At 48.2% G+C, this 21,967-nt stretch carries 18 protein-coding genes, 1 other RNA gene and 1 pseudogene; 11 read left to right on the top strand and 9 right to left on the bottom strand.

Features of this window, described 5'->3' with window-relative positions:
• Positions 1-175: 175 nt before the first annotated feature.
• A complete protein-coding gene (locus D6024_RS11700) occupies positions 176-904 on the top strand; it encodes a hypothetical protein (RefSeq protein ID WP_162944719.1) in 729 nt (242 codons plus the stop codon).
• 509 nt (positions 905-1,413) lie between these two features.
• Here D6024_RS11700 and D6024_RS11695 read toward each other — a convergent pair.
• The gene (locus tag D6024_RS11695; RefSeq protein ID WP_162944718.1) at positions 1,414-2,055 is read right to left on the bottom strand and encodes a hypothetical protein; all 642 of its coding nucleotides are present in this window, start codon (positions 2,053-2,055) and stop codon (positions 1,414-1,416) included.
• Between the two features lie 244 nt (positions 2,056-2,299).
• Here D6024_RS11695 and D6024_RS11690 point away from each other — a divergent pair, with 244 nt between their 5' ends.
• The 3 genes and pseudogenes from D6024_RS11690 to D6024_RS27600 form a co-directional block, all read left to right on the top strand.
• A complete protein-coding gene (locus D6024_RS11690; RefSeq protein ID WP_121354760.1) occupies positions 2,300-3,238 on the top strand; it encodes a helix-turn-helix domain-containing protein in 939 nt (312 codons plus the stop codon).
• 60 nt (positions 3,239-3,298) lie between these two features.
• Positions 3,299-3,514, top strand: a complete 216-nt coding sequence (locus D6024_RS11685) for a hypothetical protein (protein WP_121354759.1) — start codon at positions 3,299-3,301, stop codon at positions 3,512-3,514.
• Positions 3,515-3,614: 100 nt separating this feature from the next.
• A pseudogene (locus D6024_RS27600) lies at positions 3,615-4,382 on the top strand (recombinase family protein); the annotation flags it as partial.
• Positions 4,383-5,115: 733 nt separating this feature from the next.
• Here the strand turns inward: D6024_RS27600 and ssrA are convergent.
• The 4 genes from ssrA to D6024_RS11660 all read right to left on the bottom strand — a co-directional run bounded on the left by ssrA (position 5,116) and on the right by D6024_RS11660 (position 9,957).
• Positions 5,116-5,488: a transfer-messenger RNA gene (gene ssrA, locus D6024_RS11675) on the bottom strand.
• A gap of 186 nt (positions 5,489-5,674) precedes the next feature.
• Positions 5,675-7,024: an RIP metalloprotease RseP gene (gene rseP / locus D6024_RS11670; RefSeq protein WP_121354758.1), complete on the bottom strand. Its 1,350-nt coding sequence runs from the start codon at positions 7,022-7,024 to the stop codon at positions 5,675-5,677.
• 203 nt (positions 7,025-7,227) lie between these two features.
• Positions 7,228-8,400, bottom strand: a complete 1,173-nt coding sequence (locus tag D6024_RS11665; protein ID WP_121354757.1) for a 1-deoxy-D-xylulose-5-phosphate reductoisomerase — start codon at positions 8,398-8,400, stop codon at positions 7,228-7,230.
• 48 nt (positions 8,401-8,448) lie between these two features.
• Positions 8,449-9,957: a GH3 auxin-responsive promoter family protein gene (locus D6024_RS11660; RefSeq protein WP_121354756.1), complete on the bottom strand. Its 1,509-nt coding sequence runs from the start codon at positions 9,955-9,957 to the stop codon at positions 8,449-8,451.
• Between the two features lie 229 nt (positions 9,958-10,186).
• On the opposite strand from D6024_RS11660, the gene rplU reads away from it, so the two are divergent.
• The gene (gene rplU, locus D6024_RS11655; RefSeq protein ID WP_121354755.1) at positions 10,187-10,486 is read left to right on the top strand and encodes a 50S ribosomal protein L21; all 300 of its coding nucleotides are present in this window, start codon (positions 10,187-10,189) and stop codon (positions 10,484-10,486) included.
• A gap of 52 nt (positions 10,487-10,538) precedes the next feature.
• Positions 10,539-10,805: a 50S ribosomal protein L27 gene (rpmA, locus tag D6024_RS11650; RefSeq protein WP_121354754.1), complete on the top strand. Its 267-nt coding sequence runs from the start codon at positions 10,539-10,541 to the stop codon at positions 10,803-10,805.
• 89 nt (positions 10,806-10,894) lie between these two features.
• On the opposite strand, the gene D6024_RS11645 is transcribed toward rpmA, so the two are convergent.
• Positions 10,895-11,332, bottom strand: a complete 438-nt coding sequence (locus tag D6024_RS11645; RefSeq protein ID WP_121354753.1) for a hypothetical protein — start codon at positions 11,330-11,332, stop codon at positions 10,895-10,897.
• Between the two features lie 161 nt (positions 11,333-11,493).
• On the opposite strand from D6024_RS11645, the gene D6024_RS11640 reads away from it, so the two are divergent.
• On the top strand, positions 11,494-13,179 hold the full coding sequence (locus D6024_RS11640) for a helix-hairpin-helix domain-containing protein (RefSeq protein WP_121354752.1): 1,686 nt from the start codon (positions 11,494-11,496) through the stop codon (positions 13,177-13,179).
• A gap of 44 nt (positions 13,180-13,223) precedes the next feature.
• On the opposite strand, the gene D6024_RS11635 is transcribed toward D6024_RS11640, so the two are convergent.
• The 3 genes from D6024_RS11635 to D6024_RS11625 are packed head-to-tail and all read right to left on the bottom strand — an operon-like array spanning position 13,224 to position 18,778.
• A complete protein-coding gene (locus D6024_RS11635; protein WP_121354751.1) occupies positions 13,224-16,982 on the bottom strand; it encodes a sensor histidine kinase in 3,759 nt (1,252 codons plus the stop codon).
• Positions 16,979-17,749, bottom strand: a complete 771-nt coding sequence (mazG, locus tag D6024_RS11630; RefSeq protein ID WP_121354750.1) for a nucleoside triphosphate pyrophosphohydrolase — start codon at positions 17,747-17,749, stop codon at positions 16,979-16,981. Before mazG ends, D6024_RS11635 begins: the two co-directional genes overlap by 4 nt.
• Positions 17,750-17,752: 3 nt before the next feature.
• On the bottom strand, positions 17,753-18,778 hold the full coding sequence (locus D6024_RS11625) for a DUF3667 domain-containing protein (RefSeq protein ID WP_162944717.1): 1,026 nt from the start codon (positions 18,776-18,778) through the stop codon (positions 17,753-17,755).
• Positions 18,779-18,914: 136 nt separating this feature from the next.
• On the opposite strand from D6024_RS11625, the gene D6024_RS11620 reads away from it, so the two are divergent.
• From D6024_RS11620 to D6024_RS11600, 4 genes are all read left to right on the top strand, one after another.
• Positions 18,915-19,757: a hypothetical protein gene (locus D6024_RS11620; RefSeq protein WP_121354748.1), complete on the top strand. Its 843-nt coding sequence runs from the start codon at positions 18,915-18,917 to the stop codon at positions 19,755-19,757.
• A complete protein-coding gene (locus D6024_RS11615) occupies positions 19,757-19,951 on the top strand; it encodes a hypothetical protein (RefSeq protein WP_121354747.1) in 195 nt (64 codons plus the stop codon). The genes D6024_RS11620 and D6024_RS11615 overlap by 1 nt, the downstream gene beginning before the upstream one ends.
• Before the next feature lie 456 nt (positions 19,952-20,407).
• Entirely contained in the window at positions 20,408-21,184 is a 777-nt protein-coding gene (locus D6024_RS11605) for a hypothetical protein (protein ID WP_121354745.1), read from the top strand.
• Positions 21,185-21,205: 21 nt separating this feature from the next.
• Positions 21,206-21,937, top strand: coding sequence for a hypothetical protein (locus D6024_RS11600; protein ID WP_121354744.1), 732 nt, complete (start codon positions 21,206-21,208; stop codon positions 21,935-21,937).
• Positions 21,938-21,967: the final 30 nt, after the last annotated feature.

Here is a 21,967-nt window from a genome sequence, read left to right as displayed (position 1 = left end):
CTACGATGTATCGAAGGTCGAAGCGCTCGATTCTGCCATTGATGCAAGTTGCTGATGCAAAATAATGGGACCAGGGGTTCAAGTCCCTCAGGATCCACAGAGTAAGTTTCAAAATCAGTCAATTCCTTGCAGGGCCAATTGGAAGCGGCTCTTTGCCATCTTCGACACAAGCCCCATGTATAACGTAGTCGATGGCAAAAAGGTGGTTGGAACACTTGACTTTGGCTTTGCGCAAACATTGCAATTACCTTTTGTATTTGTTTTAGGCGGACAGGAATGGAATGCACTAAAATTGGATCACGAAATGCAGCAGGTCCTAGTGGAGAAGAACAAGACCGGCAAAGCACCAAAATGGAAAGCGCTGGCAAACTTTGATATCCCCTTTGAACTTGCTCAAGAGGTTGGCAGTATACTCATGAGCGATTTACAACTGCACTTTCTCGATCACGTTGCCCATCTTTCCATCCAAAGACAAAGAAATACCATGGGAAGTTTAGGCTGGCAAAGAAATAAATGGATTTTGGAAGCAGACGAAGATCACGGACCTTTTTCACTTTGGACCTTTGGCGGCGATAAAATTAACCGCACGATTGCCCTGCTCTTCGCTGCAGAATTTGGCGAGCAGCCTGATTATGATTTTAAGTTGATCACCTTTCAGGCACAAAAAGACGAAGAACTCTCAATGGAGCAATTGTGTAAATGGCTTTCACAACTAAGAACTTCAACACTCATTGAGTTGGAAAGTTTGATCCACAGCCAGGTTGAAGCCAAATGGTTCTCAAAGTTTTCTGAATGTCTGCCAGAGAAACTGGCGAAATGGACGATTCAGGAAAGAGGAACAGATTTACAAGGAGTAACAAGGGAACTAAACAAGATTGCTTTATCGTTCAGTTTAAATGGATAAACAATGCAAGAAGAGGAGGCTATAATCTTGCTTGAAAATAAACAAGGCGAAAAACTACACCTGTCCGTTTGTATTGACCCTACATGCAATATTAATCCGTACAACATAGTAGTCTTTCTGCCATCCACTTATAAACTGGGCAACAAATCGCTGAGTATCTAAATATCATCTCAGCTTTTTTGATTTGTTTACACGAGTAGCAAAATCAAGCGGTTTTACCTTCAGTTTACTGAAGGCTCGTCAGTTCACTACTTTGTCACCAACAATACCAATAAACCACTCCAAATGTTGGAACAGAGCTATCTATGCAAAAAGGTTCGAGTTCTGACAGAACTTCAATTCCGACCAGTGTCAATTCTTTTTGTTTAACAGCCCTGAAATACATTCCCTATTTCTTGAATTATCATGAATTGCGAAAAATGGCGTAACACAAGTAAACCTTCTATTACGTGTGTCACGCCTTGTTCACTTTCATTTAAGTCGGACTCTCCTAACCAATCTAGCTTCATTTATTCCAGTGTTTCATCGCTCGGCATATTGCCGTCAGTTCCCTCCGTACCGCTGCCAAACTTCTGATCAAAGACGTCGTACATACCACAAATAACAGCTTCGAGTTCTTCGAGGGTAAGCTTTTCCCTAGTCATCGGGTGCTCTTCCATGCTTTTGTAGAAACGGGCTGCTCTTGGCTTTACCCATATGTTTCGGTAGCAGTTACGCTCGTCTTTGGTCAGGTGCACCGCCAGCTTAAAAATGAAGCCCACATCACCACTTGGCATGGCTACCTTTCTTGCAGCATATTGTCCTAAGATCATTGTTTCAGTGCCAGTTGGAAGGGGTCCATAATAGTCAAAAAAACAAAACACAATTTTGTATGAAACGGGCCTTGTCCACTCTTTAGGCCCCTGCTCATTAAAAAAGTAGATACCTGCTAATGCTTTGTCCACGTCAATGTCTTCGCCAAAGCAGTTGGCCACTGTTGGATTGTGGGAAGACACTTTGCCGTTACTGTGAAACTTTGAGCGGCAATTGGATTTTTCTTCTCCTGGCGGCGGATCCGGACAACAATCTGCCCGGCTAGTGGCTGTCAGATTAATCTCTCCACAGTTCTTGCAAAAGGTGTAGTAGTTGTGCCTAAAGGAACGTTTTTTCATAAGGTTATCAGTTTTGGTCAATGAATAAACGACCGTCGTTTTGAGCGGTCCGTCGCTGCAATTATATCAGATAAAAAGTAAATTTCAAACTTTTATTAGCTTTTTTATACTTTTATCAAACGGATGTAGTTACTTTATAAGTAATTGATTGTCATATTTATTTTCAAAGACAACTTGTGCTTCTCAGCCCAAAACAACTTTTTTTACATGTAAATATATCCTGTATATTTACAGTACCGTAAATATGAAGCACACAACCGCCTTTACCCCCTCCTCTACCCTGCTCATTCCCGATGCGGCCTTTGAGCAACTCGCCCCCCTGTTTACCAAAGACTACTCGCAGGAAGCCTTGTCCTTTCTCAAAAACTATCATCGGGTACTGAACTACTGGGCCGAGGGTATAGACATCCTCCCGCCACAGCTAGAGGAGGGAAAGCGCCGCAGGTTTTCCTTTTTTGACCTGGTGTGGCTCGGGATTGTCCGCGAACTGCGGGAGTACGGCATGGAAAAGGAAAAAATAGCGGTGCTCAAAGAAGAACTCTTTGCCCCTTTTGATAACAAAGAGGTCCTGCGCCAGCTCAAGCTCACCCGCAAGGAAACCGAAGCGCAGCTTGCCAAGATGTATGGGGTGGCCACTAGTGTAGTGAAGCCCATTTTGGACGAGTACTTCCAAAAGCAGGCCGATATACAGGCCCTGGGTTATTCCAAGCTGTCCATCTACCTCTATAACGTGCTAGGGACACGGCTGCCTTTCAGCCTTTGGGTGAGCAAAGAAGGAAAGCACCGGCTGGTGTTTCAAAATAAGGATGGTATCCTCTTCATGGGTGACGAGGGCGGCCCTATGGAAACCTCTTACCTCATGATTTCCTTAAATGGGGTTATGGGCTTTTTTGCCGGCCTGGAGCTGGTGAGTGATACAGTGCGGCAGGCAGTGCTGACCCAAGAGGAGTGGCAGCTGATTCAAGAAACCAGAAAAGAAGGACTGAAGTCCATTACTGTGCATTTTAAAGATGGAAAACCACAAACTCTGGAAAGCACCCGCAGAAAAAAGATCGCAATGGAAGCACGGTTAACGGAAGTTCTTCTGAAGGGTGGCTATGAGAACCTGACAATCGTCACCGAAAAAGGGCAGATCGTCTACGCAGAGAAAACGACAAAAAAACGCTTCACGCACGATGACTAAGGAAGCATTCAAGAAAGCGAAAAACAAAATTAACATGGACTGGAACCACCAGCCAACCACATGGTCACACAAGACAGCGGCTTACCTGAGACACAGGAAGTACCGCCGCAACATGCAAGAGCCATGTTTGACCTTTTACAAGCAAAACAAATCTTAAATGAAGGCAACGTAAACCACTACAGCGATGACGAGGTAAAGCTCATTACAGAGCTGCTCTTCCGCTGGGCACAGCTCACCGTCGACACCTACTATGCGGGTGAAGACCAGGAAGGCTAAGAAAAACAGTTCGCAAACAACGCAGTACGCATAAAAACAGCTGCGTGCCAAAAGAAAGAAAACCTATTCAGAAAACAACCAAACCGAATTCTGCTGTCATATGAAACGTGCGATTTTAATGGCCCGCGTAAGTTCAGACGAACAAGCCAAAGGCTATAGCTTAGACTTCCAAGTTGACAAACTCTCCTCCCACTGCATGCGGGAAGGTATACAGGTAGTCAACATTTACCGGGAAGACCACTCGGCCAAGAACTTCAACCGCCCGGAGTTCAAAAAGCTCCTCACCTACCTCAAAGCCAATAAAGGAAAAGTGGACCTGCTGCTGGTCACCACCTGGGACCGCTTCTCCCGCAACGTCACCGAGTCCTATGCCGTGCTGGACAACCTAAAGCAAATGGGTATAGAAGTGCAGGCCATTGAACAACCGCTGGACCTTTCCATTCCTGAAAACATGCTCATTCTGGGCGTGTACCTGAACTTGCCAGATATCGACAACAAACGTAGAAGCATCAAGATCACTGAAGGTGTTCGTGCAGCAGCCGCCAGTGGACGGTGGATGGGCAAGGCGCCATATGGCTATAAAAATACAAAGGATGAGCACAGCAAACCCATTATCATTCCAAATGAAAAAGCTACCATCGTTAAGAATATCTTTTTATCACTATTGAAAGGAATATCGCAAGCTGAAGTGAGAGAGTCGCTCAAAAAAAAGGGAATCAATATTCCCCGAGCTACCTTTTCAGTTATCGCCCGCAACCGTGTATACATTGGCGAAATTCATGTCAATGACCAAAAGGGCGGTTATTATGTAAAAGGATTACATCAATCAATCGTCGAAACAGCAGTTTTCGAAAAGGTGCAAGCCCTACTACAGGGCAACTACAAAGTCATGCAACTAGCAAAACCAAAGGCCTGCAATGATCAACTACACTTACGCGGTCTGCTGTTGTGTGAGTGTTGCGGAAGGCAACTAACCGGCAGCGCCTCCCGAAGCAAAACAGGCGATCGTCATTATTACTACCACTGCAATCATTGTGGGCAGCAACGTATTCGTGCTCAAAAGACGCACGAAATCATGTCAAACATTCTTTCCGAGTTTAAAGTAAACGGACAGGCAAAGAAACTCTATGAAACCATGGTCAAAAAGCTGCTGGCAAAAAAGCAAACCGAGGTACGCCCAATTGCTAAAATACAGGCCGAGATCAAACAAGTGCAGAGCCGCTTGGATGCACTCGATGATAACCTGATGGACAAAGTCATTGACGCGGCCGGCTATGCCAAAACTAAGGCTCGCTATACAACGGAGCTACAGAAGTTGCAGGCAGAACTGGAAAGCCAAGGCTCCATGCAAAGTGAGTTTCAGAAGTTTTTAAAAACGGGCATTCACCTGTTGGAAAACCTGCCGGAATTCTACCGGGAAAGCGGCATGGAGACAAAAAGAGAAGTGGTGAGTTCGATTTTTCCAGAAAAGCTCGTGATTTCTGAAAACAAGAGTCGAACCCCAAAAATCAACGAAGCTGTTTTGCTAATAACCGCCATGGACAAGGGTTTCAGCGAAAAAGAAAAGGGACAACTCTTCAAAAATTTAGAGTTGTCCCGTCAGGTGGAGGCGACGGGATTCGAACCCGTGTCCAAACATGACATTCAAAAGCTTTCTACATGCTTATTTCCGTATTGCTTGTCGGGAAAATGCAGGAACGAAACCAACCAACATTTTCCGTAGCTGTATGGTCTTAGACAACCGTCACAGCCTTCGGTTGCCGCAATCCCTGTTTGTTTTTAAGTCGGCGGCGGCGCTTGGTAAGAGACAAACCTGCGCGGCGGCCCTAATGACTACTTAATCACTGATTAGGCAGCCATGGCATACTGAGTATTGCCATTTGAAGTTCGGGTATTCAGATTTACGAGCTAATTATCCAACGCTCGGCATGCTTACACTTTCAAAGATCGATGCTGTCAAAACCAAACGCCCCCAGAAGAGATCCCTGTTGGCGGATGAAAGATACCAATGCCTTATTCACACTGGCATCTATTTTCCAAAACAGCTTACAAATTTACAAAATGAACACCGCTTATTTGCAACAGTCTTTCTTAAATCTTTAATCGATGTAAGGAATTGCTTAAAGCTGTCCTCCGTTGACTATCTTCTGCCATCTTCTTCTACCGGAACAAACGCCAGATATCCAGCCCGAAGGCATATAACATCAGGCCAAGCAACAGGGCCATGCCAACCATCTGCGCATACTCCATGAACTTGTCGCTCGGTTTGCGGCCGGTGATCATCTCATAGATCGTAAACAGGGCATGACCACCATCCAGAGCGGGAATAGGCAGGATGTTCATAAACGCAAGAATGATAGAGAACAAGGCCGTCATCATCCAGAAACGTTTCCAGTCCCAGGTACCGCCAAATGTTTTGCCAATAGAAATAAAGCTGCCAAGGTTATCAGACACTTTATGTTCTTTGGATGTAAACAGGAGGCGTATGCCTGTTACATAATCTTTTAACCGGTCGATGCCGTAATTGATCCCGGCAGGAATAGCGCCGAAGAACGAATATTGCGTTTTCTCCGAACCCAGGATTTCGTACACATCCTTTTGCTCCAGGCCTGTGCGGCTAACGGCATCCGTTTTCACTACTGCCTGCACGGTATCCCTTCCATTGCGCAGCAGGGAGAGTGTAATATTTTGATTCTTCAGCTCCTTTTTCGCATCGATGTATTCATCAAAAAACCTGAAATAAGTTCCGTTTACACCGATCAACTGGTCCCCGGGCAACATTTTTCCCGACACATATTTCACCTCCGCATCACTTTGAATGATGACCGGTGTGCGGGGGTAAATGAACCCCGACAACTGGCTTTTGGTCAGGCTTGACAGAAAGCCTTTGGGCAATGTTACCGTTGTATCTCTTCCCTCGCGGTTAATGGATAACGACGCTCTTTCCGACAGCACAATTCCTTTTGTCAGGTCTTCCACATAGCGTAGGGGTTTCCCGTTCACGGCCGTAATCTTATCGCCGTTCTTGATACCAGCCGACTGGGCCAGCGAATCCGACATCACACCGTATTTCAGGTTGGCCACGGGCAGGCGTTCTTCGCCCCAAACAAAAAGGATCATGGCAAAAAGAACCAGGGCCAGAATGAAGTTGACCGTCACGCCGCCCAGCATGATGATCAGGCGCTGCCAGGCCGGTTTTGCCCGGAACTCGTAGGGTTGGGCCGGCTGTTTCAACTGCTCTTTGTCCATGCTTTCGTCGATCATCCCGGCAATCTTTACATAACCGCCAAGGGGCAGCCAGCCGAGACCGTATTCCGTTTCGCCTTTTTGGGTTTTCCAAAGCGAAAACCAGGGGTTGAAGAACAGGTAGAATTTGTCCACCCGGCAACCAAACCATTTGGCGGTTACAAAGTGACCCATTTCGTGAAGTGTAACGAGTATGGAAAACGATAAGATAAATTGTCCAATGTTGGCAAAAAGTGCGGACCAGTTTACAGCAAGTAGAGTCATAAAGTTTAATCTGTCATACATCCAGCCGCTGTTCGATTCGGGCGGTGGTACTTGTTGATAATTTTTCTGAACGCTGAAGGGTGCGACGCAACAGACGATGATGATAGGACGGCAGCCGGTAACAAAACCTTTGCATTCAAATTTTATGCGTTTGCAAGATAAGCAGGGAAAGCATAAAACCCTGTTATAAAGGAAAAGCGGTATTAGAGCTTGATCAGGTCTGCCGCATAATGCCTCGCCTCGGCATCGCTGTCCAGGTAATCGTCCAACGAAGGCTCCTGCAAAAAACTCACTTTCTGCATGGTTTGCTCAATGACGTCGGTCATGTCCAAAAACCCGATGCGGTTGCGCAGGAAGGCATAGACCGCGATCTCGTTGGCAGCATTCAGTATGCAAGGCAGGTTCCCGCCTTTGTGCAAGGCTTCGATGGCCAGTGCCAGGTTGCGGAAGGTTTTAATATCGGGTTCCTCAAACGTGAGGGTGCGAATGCGTTTGAAATCGGCCCGGGGAAAATCGTTGGGCAGCCGCTGGGGAAAAGCCAACGCATACTGAATGGGCAGTTTCATGTCGGGCAACCCGAGCTGCGCCTTGATACTGCCGTCTTCAAACTGCACCATGGAGTGAATGATGCTTTGCGGGTGCACCAGGACGTCGATCTGGTCGGAACGAAGATTGAAAAGCCATTTGGCTTCTATCATCTCGAGTCCTTTGTTCATCAGCGTTGCCGAGTCCACGCTGATCTTGGCGCCCATGGTCCAGTTGGGATGCTGCAGGGCATGGTCACGTTTTACGTTGACAAGGTAGTTGGGCTTTTTGCCCAGGAAAGGTCCGCCCGATGCCGTGAGGATCACTTTCTCAATCGGGTTCCTTATTTCGCCAACCAGGCATTGAAAGATCGCGGAGTGTTCGGAGTCGACCGGAATGATCGGCACACGCTTTTCGTAGGCCAGCCGCATCACGATATCGCCGGCAACGACAAGGGTTTCCTTATTGGCCAGCGCAATGGTTTTGCCGGCACGGATGGCATTCAGTGTGGGCTTCAGTCCGGCATAGCCGACAATGGCCGCCAGCATCACGTCGTAGACATCCAGGGAGGCCACTTCTTCAAGGGCTTTTTCGCCGGCAAACACTTTAATGTCGGTGTGGGCCAGTGCTTCTTTGATGCGGCCGTATTTCTGTTCGTTGGAAACTACAACAATATTGGGTTGAAACTGCAAGGCCTGCTGCACGATCAATGTGTCGTTGCCGTTGCAGGTCAGTACGTCGACAGAGAATTTATCCCTGTTTTTATCGATAACCTCGAGTGCTTGCGTGCCGATGGAACCGGTGGAACCAAAGATCGCAATGCGCTTACGGGGTGATGAGCTATTGTTCATAGAGGGTTGTGGCAAGTCGTCGTTGTGTTAGAAAATAAAAGAACCATCTTAACGGCTGGTCAATTGCTTTGTCCATTGCTCCAGTGCCGCCGCAATCTTGCGGTCGTTGCTCAGGCGGGGCACTTTGTTTTGTCCGCCCAGTTTCCCGATGGACTTCATGTATTCCACGAAGCCGCTTTTTTGCACCACGGCTATTTTAAGCGGCTGTAAAATATTGCCCCTTATCAAATCGTCGTAGTAAATATTTTTTTGCCGCAGCGTGTTGTCCACCTTTTCGGCAAATGCATCCAGGTCCCTGGGTTCTTCCTCAAACTCGATAAACCATTCGTGGTAACTTTTCCCTTCGCCCTGTTGCACCATAGGCGCAACGGTAAACTCCGTGATACGGATGCCTTCGTCTGCGGCAGCTTTTAGCAAACTCTGTTCCACTTCTTCGGCAATCACATGCTCGCCAAACGCCGAGATGAAATGCTTGATGCGTCCCGTGACGACAATACGATAGGGATTGGTGCTGACAAATTTGACGGTGTCGCCAATGTTGTAGCCCCATAAACCGGCATTGCTGTTCACGATCAGCGCATAGTTCTCTCCCACCTTTACATCGTGCAGGGAAAGCCGTGTTGGGTTTTCGTTAAAGATTTCGGCAGCCGGCACAAACTCAAAAAAGATCCCGCTCGCCGTGTTCAGGAGAAGGCCTTCTTCTTTCATCGTGTCCTGGAAGGCAAAGAAGCCTTCCGAAGCCGGGAAGGTTTCGATGGTATCGATGCTGCGGCCAATGCTTTGCAGCAGCTTTCCCTTGTAGGGCTCAAAGGCCACGCCGCCGTGAACCATCACCGAAAATTTCGGGAACAGCTCACCCACCTTTTTCCCGCTTTTTTCTTCCAGCCGGTCGAAATACATTTGCACCCACGGCGGAATACCGCTGATAAGAGTCATGTCCTGGCTGATCGTTTCCTTTACAATCGCATCCAGTTTGGTTTCCCAATCTTCGATGCAATTGGTCTCGTAGGTCGGCAATTGGTTGCGACGCAGGTAAGACGGAATGTGGTGGTTAACGATGCCGCTGAGACGGCCGGTGGGAATGCCGGCAATCCGCTCCAGTTCCGGCGAACCGGAAAGAAAGATCAACTTTCCATTCGCGAAGGCGGTGTTGCCCGATTCGGCCATATAACACAACAATGCATTGCGTGCCGTATTAATATGATTGGAGATTGAGTCTTTCGAAATGGGAATATACTTGACGCCGCTGGTCGTTCCGGACGTCTTGGCCAGGTAGATCGGCTTCCCTTTCCAGAGGATGTTGTGTTTTCCGTCTTTGATCTTTTCGATATAGGATTTCAGCCCCTCGTAATCGCGGATAGGAACCGCCTGCCGAAAACCGGCATAGTCTGATACGGCGTCGAGGCGGTGCTCTTTCCCAAAGGCGGTGGCTTTCCCCTCGCTCAACAACTCTTTTAAGATAGCGTCCTGATCGGCCAGGGCCGAGAGACTGCCGCGGCGTATTTTCGCATGGATATACGAAGCAAACGGTTTGGCAAGGAATGATTTTATTTTCATGCTGGAGCGAAAGGGGCACAAACGTACACCAAAAGTCAAAAGTAAAAATTCAAACCCGAATGTCAGCACTTTCCTTCACTGGCAAACGGGCCGGTAGCCAGAAGGTTAGAGCAATGTGAAAGTTGGTGGAGAAAAGACCCGGAGAACGGTTTCCGCCGTCCTTTTTTACTTTTTACTTTTTACTTTTCCTTCTTTCCCTTACCTTCGCACACCTAATTTTTGAACCGTTATGTTCGCAATCGTAAAAATAGCCGGTAAGCAATTCAAGGTTGAAAAAGACCAAACATTGTACGTTCCCAAAATCAGTGGCGACGCCGGCTCCAAAGTGGAGTTCTCTGACATTATTATGGCTGATGCGAATGGCAACCTGACCTTCAGCAACAGCAACGTGAAAATCCAGGCAGAGATCCTTGATCACGTGCAGGGCGACAAAGTCATTGCTTACAAGCAAAAACGCCGTAAAGGTTTCCGTAAGAAAAAAGGTCACCGCACGCAGTACACCAAAATTAAAATCAACGACATTGCTTAATGTTTATAACAAACAGGAAGCATTAAACTCTAAACATCAAACTATTTAAACCATGGCACATAAGAAAGGTGAAGGTAGTGTAAAGAACGGCCGCGACTCAAACAGCAAACGTTTGGGTGTAAAAATCTTTGGTGGTCAGCCCGCCATTTCTGGCAACATCATCGTTCGTCAGCGCGGTACACAATACCATCCTGGTAAAAACGTAAGCGTCGGAAAAGACTTCACATTGTTTGCAATTGCTGACGGTGTGGTTGAATTCCGCAAAGGAAAGAACGACAGAACATTTGTTTCCGTTCTTCCGGCTGAAGCCAATGCCTAAACGTTTTGGTATGATGGTTGCGTAAAAAACTTTGGCAGTTAAATTTTTTGTATAATTTTACTGCTGTTATTTTTTACTAACCATTAAATTCAAAACAACATGGCAACAGCAAAAAAAGCTGCAGGCAAAAGCTCTGCTAAAGGAGCTGCAAAGAGTTCTTCAAAGAGTGCATCGAAAGGCGCCGCTAAGGGTGCTGCTAAAAAAAGCAGTGCTTCTAAAGCTTCTTCAAAGAGTGCCACAAAAGGTGCTGCTAAGAAGAGCAGTGCTTCTAAAGCTTCTTCAAAGAGCGCTTCGAAAGGTGCTGCTAAGGGTGCTGTTAAAAAAAGCAGTGCTTCTAAAGCTTCTTCAAAGAGTGCCACAAAAGGTGCTGCTAAGAAGAGCAGTGCTTCTAAAGCTTCTTCAAAGAGCGCTTCGAAAGGTGCTGCCAAAAAAGGTGGCGCTTCTAAAGCTTCTTCAAAGGGCGGCAGATAAGAAACCAGTTTTGAACGTAATACAAGTCCCGGTTCTCCGGGACTTTTTTTTGCCACAAATTTGCAGGAGCCCTGTTAGATATACCGGATTTCGATATACGCTACAACCATCCCTTTTCTCTTCTTTGCTCTTTTTTTCTGCACCGGCCGAATCAATATATTTTTCACCGACTTTTACTGCGAGCAATCCTGCTAATCATCTTAAATCATGCAAATCCGTGGTTGACAATTATGCAATCGCCGACCAGTTTTCACTTCTTTCCAAACTAATGGACATTCACGGCGAGAATTCTTTTAAATCAAAAAGTTATTCCAGTGCTGCCTTCACCATTGAAAAACTTTCCGAGCCTCTGGCGCAAATGTCCGAAGCGCAGTTTTCCCGTTTGCGTGGCATCGGCGAAAGTGTTGGCAAAAAAATCACGGAGTTTCTGCAAACCGGCGAACTGCGGGCGCTGCAGGAACTAATTCAGCAGACGCCATCCGGCGTATTGGAGATGATGCATATTAAAGGTCTTGGCCCAAAAAAGATCAATATCATCTGGAAAGAAATGAACATCGATACGATTGAAGAACTGGAAAAGGCCTGCCGCGAAAACCGCATTGCAACCAAAAAAGGGTTTGGTGAAAAGACAGAACAAAAAATCCTGGAATCCATTTCGTTCGCCAGGGGAAGCAAAGGCCAGTTTCTTTACAAGCAGGTAGAAGACTTTGCGCTTGCGCTGCAGAATAAACTGGAATCGAAATTTGCAGGCGAACAAATCATGCTCACCGGCGAGTTCCGGCGACAAATGGAAACGATCAGCAAGCTGGAATGGATCACGACAGTACCGGTGGAAAAATTAAAAGCCTACCTTGTAACCGATGACGTAGAGGTGCTCGCATCCCCCGGCGAAACGCTTTCACTCAGGGCGGCAGACCAGCTGGAACTGTTGTTTCATTCCACCACACCACCGCAGTTTGCCCGCAAGCTGTTTCAAACAAGCAGCAGCGAGGAATTTTTATCGGCCTGGCAAAATAGCCCGGAAAAGACGGAATTCGAATCGGAAGAAGACATCTTCCGGCAGGCCGGCAGCAACTATATCCCGCCTTTTCTGCGCGAAAGAAGCAGCATTATCGAACGGGCCAAACTGGAACGCTTCGACAATCTTGTGCAAACGGGAAGCATTAAAGGGCTTATCCATTCGCACAGCAACTGGAGCGATGGCGCCTATACGATTGAAGAAATGGCGGAAGAACTGATCCGGCAGGGTTTCGAATACATGGTAATCTCCGACCACTCCAAAGCGGCTTATTATGCCAACGGCCTCTCCGAACAGCGCATCAGGGAACAGCATCAATATATTGACTCGCTCAACAAAAAAATTGCGCCGTTCCGGATTTTCAAAAGCATCGAGTGCGATATTCTTGGCGACGGTTCTCTCGATTACGACAATGCGACCCTTTCTACATTCGACCTCGTGATCACGTCGATCCACAGCAATCTTGATATGGACGAAGAAAAAGCCATGATGCGCCTGATGGGTGCCATTACAAACCCTTACACCACCATTCTCGGTCACATGACGGGACGCCTGCTGCTCAAACGCAAGGGCTATCCTGTTGACCACAGGGCCATCATCGACGCCTGCGTCAAACACCATGTCGTCATTGAAATCAATGCGTCTCCTTCGCGACTGGACATGGACTGGCGCTGGATCGATTATGCAATGGAAAAAGGCCTGCTCCTTTCCATCAATCCCGATGCACATGCACTGGAAGAATTTCCCTATCTCAAATACGGTACACTGGTTGCCCAAAAAGGAGGCTTGACAGCGGCCCGCAATCTCAGCTCGTTCAGCCTTGCTGAATTTGAAAATTACCTGGCGGATACCAGGAAAAAGAAATTGGCCATAAGCAATGGGTAATAAGCGAGAGTGTTCCTCCTTGCAAACTGCCTATTGATTAGTAGTTATTGAAAAAAAGGAAGCTTCACAAAAAACGTCGTCCCCTCCCCGACCACTGTTTGAAACCAGATGTCGCCGCCGGCTTGCTCTACGATGCCTTTGCACATGGCAAGTCCCAGGCCTGTGCCGGACGTTTTCGTGGTGAAATTGGGTGTGAAGATTTTCGATTGCATTTCTTCCGGAATGCCATCGCCATTGTCCTGGATGGCTACGATCAGAAAGCCATTGGCTTTTTCTTCCCGTATGGAAACCTGGCATTTTTGTCTTTCCGAACAGGCATCGACGGCATTGGCCAACAGGTTGGTGAAGAGGCGATTCATATGGGTCTTGTCCACCTGCATGCGAGCCGGCCCCGGAATCGGGTTCCAGGTGACTTGCACTTTGGGATTCGTGGCAAACAAATCAAGCAGGGACCCAATGACATTGTGCAGGTCTACCATTTCGAGCCGCCGGTTACCGATGTTGGCAAACTGCGAAAAATCAGCAGCAATCTTCGACAGGTGATCGATCTGTTCGATCAGCGTATGGGCAACGTTGGTGGTTAAATCCTTGACGTTGGGTTGGTTATTTTGAATGGCTTTTTGCAGGTACTGAATACTCAGCTTCATGGGTGTGAGCGGGTTCTTGATCTCGTGTGCCACCTGCCTGGCCATCTCCCGCCACGCACCTTCGCGTTCACTTTTCGCCAGCGCGGATGCGCTGTTCTCCAGTTGCTTTACCATCTTGTTGTACTGCTTTACCAGCTCCCCGATTTCGTCTTCCTTGCTCCAGGCAATTTCTTCATTCGACCGGCCCAACGTGATCTCTTTCATCTTGTTGCTGATAACAGAGAAGGTTCGGGTGATACGATTGGTAATAAACAGCGCAATCACCCCCGCGATCAAAACAATAAATGCATTCAGGTTGATGATCGTTACGAGAAAGTTCGAAATTTCCTGGCTCAGGCCGGATGCCGTTGCAGACGAGGGAATATTGAGAAAGGCAACCTTCTCGTTCGTTTTGGGATTTCGGATGATGGTGTAAATGCTTTCGTAATCGATGTCACCATTTGTCTCCGTCTGCACTTTCTGCACTTCATCCAACGACGAAAGGTGGTAATAGGCTGTCGGGTCCATGCGGGTACTTAGGATTCCTTTGCGGTATATCTGGTCGTCGGATGTGATTTGCAGCAAGCCGCTTGTATCGTACAAGTTCACAATCACACCATGAACATCGGAAATATCACGTACGACCTGTTTCAGGCTTTCGGTGTTGGCGGCATTGTCAAAGGTACCGGCCGTAAGCGCCAGGCTGTCTTCCTTGGCTTTCTTCTGCAGTTCATTCAGTGTAATGGAGGACGTCAGGCTTAAGTTCTCGATATTGGTTCGCTTGTACCGCTGCACGAAATACGTGATGGTGGCGACCCCGATCACCAGGAAAGAAAGAATGGAAATAAAAATGATCGTTACATGGATCTGCGAGCGGATGTTAAGGCGGGAGAAGATCTCCACCTTTGGCCATGCCTGTACCACACGGGAAAGAAGCTCGAACGAGCGGATCACCGAAACCATGAACAGAAAGGCGCAGAACAGGTACGAAAACAGGGTGATGCTCTCGATCAGCGAATCCTTTTTCCGTGCCACAATGATGATCTTGTGATTGCTCGCCTTGTACCACAACTCGTTGTAGTCGCCCTTGTCGAAATAGGCAAATTCACTTTCCGGCACATCGCCGTCCTTCAGCCGAATGGGAAAAGAATACGATCCCGTATAGCGGTTCAGTTGTTTATTCTGGTAAACGGCATAGATGTAAACCGGGTCCGTTTTTTCCGGTCGCATGCGGCGGAAAATATCCGGGTAAAATTTTTCCTTTCCCTGGTACTGCCGTGGCGCCGCTACAAGAAAAAGAGTTCCCAGCAGTTTGGTGCTGTCAAATGCTTCCCGTTTCACCAGGTAAACAACCTGCGTGGGCGACACTTCGTACGATACCAATCCTTTTTTTTCCGTGGCCTGGCCATGAGTTGTATAAATGTTGTTCAGCTCATCGTAGGTGCGGTCGTCCGGATTGTTCACGCCGTGATAGGCGGAATCAAAGACATAAATCGACGTTGAATAGGCATTGCTGTAACCGCTGAACGAAGAACGCTGGATGCTGTCGCGGATCAGTTCATTGTCGATCTCCTGGTAAAAGCGGTTGAAGTTGTTTTTCAGAAACCGTTCATCGAGAACGGTCAGTCCCACCGAAACCGCCATGACCTTGGTGGGCTCCAATTGCTCCTCGTAGTTGGTAGCGACCGACCGGCGTTCGCGGAGCTCCCTTTCCCTGTTGGCCTGCATGATCAGCACGGCCAGCGAAACCGAAAAAACAAAGATCCAAAACAGGATACCTGCAATGGTAATGCGAAAGCGGTTGAAGATCGATTGCTCCTGCGTTAAAACCAGGCTGTAAAGCACCAGCCAAAACAGCACCGGTAATTGAAAAAGAACGATGCTGTGCTCTCTTTGAAAACTAAGGAATAGCAGGCCTGCAACGGCAACCGTAAAATAAAGCGAAACGAGATTGGGAAACAGCAGCAAAATGATCCGGAACAGCAGCCGTGAAAAATAATAATAGCTCAACGAAAGCAGGGCCAGGATCACAAAGCTGATCCCGGTATACACAGTGAGCTGCGAAAAATCGGTCACATCAAACGAAATCTTCGAGTCTTTGACCAGCGCATTCACCATGCCGGCAAACTGGAAGGTAACGAACATGAGAAGGAACACGCCAAGGCTGCCGGCAACAATTCCTTTCCTGCCCTGCAAAAACCGGGGCAATTCTTTCAGCGGACCAAGGAAGTTCCAGGCAAATAAAACAATCCAGCAAAGAAATACGGCATTGATCAGCAGGTCGCCAAGGGAACGGTTAATCGTATTGGATCCATAGATCAACGGATCAAACAATTCAAATTGTCGCAGCGAAAACAACTGCGGGAACAGGTAGAGCAGCACCCGAACAAAAAGCAGGACGACAGCCAGGAACAGTACACCCTGCAGCCCGCCGCGACGGGTCCGGATATCCTGGGCCACCATGTGCAGCACAACAAGCAACAGCACCAGTGCCGTGATTCGCAGCACCACGCTGACCGGGTCGGTGCGGCTTTGCATACCGGCCGGTGGCCGCTGCAGGTAGAACAGCGGCTTTTTGTCAAGCGACACGATCGGGAATTTTGTTGCTGCCCGTTCTGCCAGTGCTATTCGCTTGGTAGCCGAAGGATCATGCGCAAATTTGGTTTGCGAGTTTTCGGTCTCCAGGTAATACTTGTACAATACCGGAATGAGAACATACACGACAAGATTGTTGCTCATGCCGGGCAGGGTGAGCCGGGTTTTTTGAATGATGTAATAGCCGTTGAGCAATTGCCGGAAAACAACTTCGTCTCCTGTGCGAAAGTCGACCTGCGGTGGAATGATGATCTGGCTGTTCCAAAAAAGCAGGTCTTCCTTGCCGGAAAGTGTTTCCGCAAAAAGAAAAAAACCGTAATTTTTTTTTGCGATGAAATCGAATTCATCCTGCGACTCCTGGCGGGTGACCAGTTTGCCCATCAGCGCCGTATTGTTGACGAGGCGGCGGGCATCTTCCTGTTGCGCCGTTACATAGTGCTGCAACTGGCGCTGCTGGTAGCTGATCGAAAGCTGTGAATCAAAATACCAGGACGTCAGAAACGAAAAAAGCACCAGGCCAATGGCAGAAAGCAACAGGGTGCGCTTGCGGAGGCGGTGGCTATGAATACGGAAGACTTTCAATCCTTTTGACGTTTGATTTGATTCCAGATGGCGTCCATTTCTTCAAGGGTCATCTCGGCCAGCGGTTTCCCGGTTCCCTGGGCTTCCGCTTCCATCTGTGTAAAGCGCCTGATGAATTTGCGGTTGGTAATTTCCAAAGCGTTCTCGGCGTCGATGTTCAAAAACCGTGCAAAGTTCACCAGTGAAAAAAGCAGGTCACCAAACTCCTCCTCCATCTTTTCTTGTTCGCCTGTGGCAATCACTTCCTGCAGTTCGGCCTCCTCTTCTTTCACTTTTTCCCAAACCTGCTCTTTGTTCTCCCACTCAAACCCCACCTGCTTTGCCTTTTCCTGCAGGCGCATGGCTTTCACCAGTGCCGGCAGGGTTTTGGGCACACCCGAAAGCACCGACTTCTTGCCTTCCTTCATCTTCAGCTTTTCCCAGTTGCGCTTCACATCTTCGTCATTGTTCACCTGTACGTCGCCATAAATGTGCGGGTGCCGGGCAATCAGCTTTTCACTAATGCCGTTGATCACGTCCTCGACGGAAAACTGCGCCTGCTCCGTTCCGATTTTGGAATAAAACACAATGTGCAGCAGCAGGTCGCCCAGTTCTTCTTTGATTGCCTGCCAGTTTGAATCCGTGATCGCATCGGTCAGTTCGTAAGTCTCCTCCAGGGTCATTTGCCGGAGAGTCTGGATCGTTTGCTTTTTGTCCCAGGGACATTTTTCCCGTAAATCGTTCATGATCGACACTAACCGCTCAAAGGCTTCACCGCTTTTATTCATGGCTTACAATTGAAAAATAGACAACACGAGAAATATGATAAATAACAAAACCAAAATGATCGACCCCGCAATATTCAGCAGCAAAAATTTACCCAATGTGCGTGCACGGCCTTGCTGGTAAAACCGCCGCATTTCCAAAAACAGGTACACCGGCCAGGCCAGTAACAGGGCCGACGTCAGCCAGCCGAACACACTCCAGTGCGACCATTCCTGAAGCCTTGACGAACCGAACACCAGCAGCAAAAGGATAAAGCTGAAAATGTAATGGTACAGGGTGAAGACCGCGTGGTCACTGTAATAAAAGTTTTTCCGCCGGCTATAGAGCAGTTTCAGGATGAGCGCAAAAAAGGGCAGCGACAGGAACAAGAGGTAGGGCAGTTTGTGCAGAAAAGTTTCGATATACACGTTGACCATCTCCGTGCCATTGCCATATTTGCCGTTGACTTTGATCGCCTGCTTTACCAGGCTGCGTTTCATCCAACCGTCGCGCTGGCCTTTGGCAAGTGTGGCCTGGATAGAATCGTAGGCCACTACCGAGGTGTATTTGCGGTCGGTAAAGTCAATTGCATTTTGGTCGCGGTCGAGGGAGTCCAGGTTAACGGCTATTGTCGTGTCCTGCAACATCGCCATCGATTTCAGCAGGACGGGATCGCCGGGGTGTTTCGCCAATTTCTTTTGAAACGCCGCAATCATTTCCTGGCGATCCTCGCCAGACAACCGACCGGATTTGTTTTCCGGGTTTATCCGGAAGGCCTTGGCAGAAAAAAAGACCAGGAAGAAAAGGGCAGATGTAAACAGGTACATGCGTATCGGGTCGAGATAGCTAATGCGTTTTCCCTGTACATACTGTTTTGCCACAAAACCTGGGCGGGTAAAGATGAACAACAGGGTGTGAAAAAATTTCCCGTCAAAATGGAGGATGTCAAAAATGAAATGTTTGGCCAGGGACCAGAATTTTTGGTGGGTGACAACATTCTCCTGCCCGCACACATGGCAAAACCGGCCATGGACCTGGGTTCCGCAATTCAAACAATTTTTCTCCTTTCGTTCCGGCTGGTGGCTCACGTAAAAAAATTTCTTAAAAATAGGGACAAATGGCACAGTTTGGCAAAGTGGTGTATGCTACACTTCACGCATGTTCTATTTTTGAAGCAAACAATATTCGATGAAACTTGTGTTCTCCGTTGTAGCCGCTGCCCTGTTCACCGTATCCGCGTCGGCACAGTATTATTACAAAGACGTTATCGGCACGAAAGAAAGTAGTGACCTGATCACGGCTTACCGCAAAAACAACGTGCAGTCGGTCTCCATGAAAAGCTACACGATCGACAACACACCGCTCGATAACCTGTCGGTACAACAGGAGTTTTCACCCACTGCGCAAACGCTGCGCACCATTACCAAAACCGAGTACCTGCCGGCATCTTACCTAACCACATTCTTTGACACGAACGGCCATGTACTGAAGACTGCAGATTCCGTAGCCGGTGGCTTTGTTACCACGACGGTTTACCGCTACAACGATGCCGGGCAACTATCCTCCATTTTTACCACGTATGGCGACACGCTTGCACCGCTAAAGACGGAAGAACACATTTGGCAGTTCGATGCACAAAACCACGCCAGCCGCATGCTGCGGGTGCGAAATGGAAAAGACTCGTCGATGGTGACCTTCAAGCTGGATAATGCCGGCAACGTGATTGAAGAACAGGAAACCGTTCGCTTCATCAAGGAAGAACCGGTATATTATTTCTACGACGCGAAAAACCGGTTGACCGATATCGTTCGCTACAACAAAAAAGCCGGCCGGCTTTTACCGGAACAGATGTTTGAATACACAACCACCAACCAATTGGCGGAACGTACCACCATTCCGCAGAACAGCGACAATTACCTGATCTGGCGCTACCGCTTCGACAACCGCGGTCTCAAAACCGGCGAACAAATCTTCAATAAGCAAAAAGAGCTGACGGGGAAAGTGGAATACAGTTATACGTTTGGAAACTAATGGAGTACTTCTACCTCGGTGACCGGTTTACCGATGAATTACTAAAAAAACAACAGTGCAACGCCGTCCGCCGCAACAACAAATGCATCCGGGGCCGGAATGGCTCCATGCTTGTTCAATTTGAAAACGGCCGACAAATGGTAGTGGTGGGCCGCCTTTTACGCAAGATTGTGCCTGCTCCCGGCGGGCACTAAGGTGATGATTTTTGCGTATCGATCCGAAGTATCACTGGTATCTTTCATAGCCGGTATTTTCTCCGCAGCACATACCAGGTGTTTATATTTGCTGTAGAATGAGTGAACAATTTCGCTCCGGTTCCTTCGTCATTCCCAATCCATTCCATCCTCCGACTGTTCATCCATCGAACGGCCTGAAACCTGGCGTTGCACCGTAACATTGCACCCTCGCAGCGTGCCGCCACAGAAGAGGCGGAGGACTGCTACGTTCGGATAGTCGGGAAACAGAAGTAAATAACGACGGGTTACCACCAAAGCAGGGCCGGCCGTGCGGCGACCGGAAATCGGTCCAGCGCTTTTTTTACTCAAAAAGAATTGTACATTTAAATGCATATCCACTCCTACTGAAGCCAATTGCTTATTGTCCATCTACAAACCCGGTCATCCTTTTATTGTACAATAAAACCAATTAACATGCGAAAAATTCCATTTTTACTGCTAACCATGGGCTGTTTTTTCTATAGCCCGACCGAAGCCCAATTTCTCAAAAAACTCAAGGAAAAAGCCAGCCAGGTCATGGGTGCGACGGGTAATGAAAGCCAGCAAAGTGCAGGCAATGCCGGTACACAGGGACAAAACACGCAGGCTGCCAACCAGGGAAACAATCCATCCAACAGGGGTGGCCAGGGATTGGTGGTGACACCACCCGACGTTAAGGAAAACCTCGGCACCGCCGAAACTGTTTTCGGCCAGGGCAAGTACAGCGAAGCCCGCTATGCCGTACAGCAAGCCATGCTGGGCGTGGAACTGCAGATCGGCCAGCAAATTTTAAAATCACTGCCCGAAACGATCGGCGGCCTTGGATACAATCCCAAAGCCGACCAGGTAACCAGCACGGGCTGGGGTTGGGCCGGTCTCACCATCAAACGTGAATACACAAAAGACGATAAACTACTGCGGTTTACCATTACCAACAACTCCGCCTGGATGCAGGCCATCAATCTTTACTTCAATAACGTGGGTTATGCGCAGCAGACCGGTGGCCAGCAAAATTGGAAGCAAACCCGTATCAAAGGCTACAGGGCGGTGATTGAATACAACGAGAGTTCCGGTTATAAACTCAGCGCGCCGCTTGGACAAACCTCGCTCCTCGTCTATGAAGGCGTGAACTATGCCACGGAGCAGGATTTTATGGCCGCCGCCAATGCTATAGACATCGATTCCATCAAAGCCAAACTGGGTGAAAAATAACCGCAACCAAAAAAGATTTTTATGAATCACATATTCGTTCTCAGCCTTTCCCTTTTCGTGATGGCCACCGTTTCTGCGCAAAAGAAACCGGCGCCCAAACCAACGACTGCATCAAACGCGACACAAAAAGCCGAAGCCGGCAAAAACAGCGCGAACAAGACCACGGCCACGCAGGCCGTTTACATGGTCAGCGGCACGCCGGAAGAATTCAAGAAATACACGTCCGAAGCTCGTACCACCTACGATGCCGGCAAACTGGACGACTCCCGCTTCGCCATGCAGCAAATGCTGGCCGAACTGGACATGATCATTGGTAAAGAAGTGCTGAAAGCCCTGCCGGCAACCATGCTGGACAAACCGGCGGTGACAAAGCTGGACAATGTTGCCGGCGCCTCGGGTTTTCTCGGTGTTGTCATTCACCGCGAATACGGCAAAGAATACAACAGCATGGACACCTCTGAGAACAGGAATGCTTCTATTGAAATCATCAGCAATTCGCCGCTGATCGCCAGCATTAATAGCCTGCTGTCCATTCCGTTGATCGGCAATACAGGCGACAATAAGGTGATCAAGATTGCCGGTTACAAAGCGCTGGTGACGAAAAACCAGGGCAACAACGAAACAAATTACGACCTGCAGTTACCGCTGGGGAGTTCACTGATCACGGTAAAAGCACCAGGTGCCACGCAGGAACAGGTCGCACAGATTGCAGGCAGTTTGCCAATACAGGACATTGCCCGAATGCTTCAATAAACCAATATGTTTATTATTGAGAAAGCCTGC

The organism is Flavisolibacter nicotianae, assembly GCF_003628535.1.
Lineage (GTDB): Bacteria > Bacteroidota > Bacteroidia > Chitinophagales > Chitinophagaceae > Flavisolibacter > Flavisolibacter nicotianae.
The sequence above is the reverse complement of the archived record's forward strand: the minus strand, read 5'-3'. Positions and strand labels throughout refer to the sequence as shown.

Excerpts from the sequence above, each read along its gene's own strand:
- D6024_RS11600 (WP_121354744.1), top strand. The coding sequence starts at position 21,206 with ATGAATCACATATTCGTTCTCAGCCTTTCCCTTTTCGTGATGGCCACC.
- D6024_RS11700 (WP_162944719.1), top strand. The coding sequence starts at position 176 with ATGTATAACGTAGTCGATGGCAAAAAGGTGGTTGGAACACTTGACTTT.
- rseP (WP_121354758.1), bottom strand. The coding sequence starts at position 7,024 with ATGACTCTACTTGCTGTAAACTGGTCCGCACTTTTTGCCAACATTGGA.
- D6024_RS11665 (WP_121354757.1), bottom strand. The coding sequence starts at position 8,400 with ATGAACAATAGCTCATCACCCCGTAAGCGCATTGCGATCTTTGGTTCC.
- mazG (WP_121354750.1), bottom strand. The coding sequence starts at position 17,749 with ATGAATAAAAGCGGTGAAGCCTTTGAGCGGTTAGTGTCGATCATGAAC.
- D6024_RS11660 (WP_121354756.1), bottom strand. The coding sequence starts at position 9,957 with ATGAAAATAAAATCATTCCTTGCCAAACCGTTTGCTTCGTATATCCAT.
- D6024_RS11620 (WP_121354748.1), top strand. The coding sequence starts at position 18,915 with ATGAAACTTGTGTTCTCCGTTGTAGCCGCTGCCCTGTTCACCGTATCC.
- D6024_RS11695 (WP_162944718.1), bottom strand. The coding sequence starts at position 2,055 with ATGAAAAAACGTTCCTTTAGGCACAACTACTACACCTTTTGCAAGAAC.
- D6024_RS11685 (WP_121354759.1), top strand. The coding sequence starts at position 3,299 with ATGGTCACACAAGACAGCGGCTTACCTGAGACACAGGAAGTACCGCCG.
- D6024_RS11690 (WP_121354760.1), top strand. The coding sequence starts at position 2,300 with ATGAAGCACACAACCGCCTTTACCCCCTCCTCTACCCTGCTCATTCCC.
- D6024_RS11605 (WP_121354745.1), top strand. The coding sequence starts at position 20,408 with ATGCGAAAAATTCCATTTTTACTGCTAACCATGGGCTGTTTTTTCTAT.
- rplU (WP_121354755.1), top strand. The coding sequence starts at position 10,187 with ATGTTCGCAATCGTAAAAATAGCCGGTAAGCAATTCAAGGTTGAAAAA.
- rpmA (WP_121354754.1), top strand. The coding sequence starts at position 10,539 with ATGGCACATAAGAAAGGTGAAGGTAGTGTAAAGAACGGCCGCGACTCA.
- D6024_RS11615 (WP_121354747.1), top strand. The coding sequence starts at position 19,757 with ATGGAGTACTTCTACCTCGGTGACCGGTTTACCGATGAATTACTAAAA.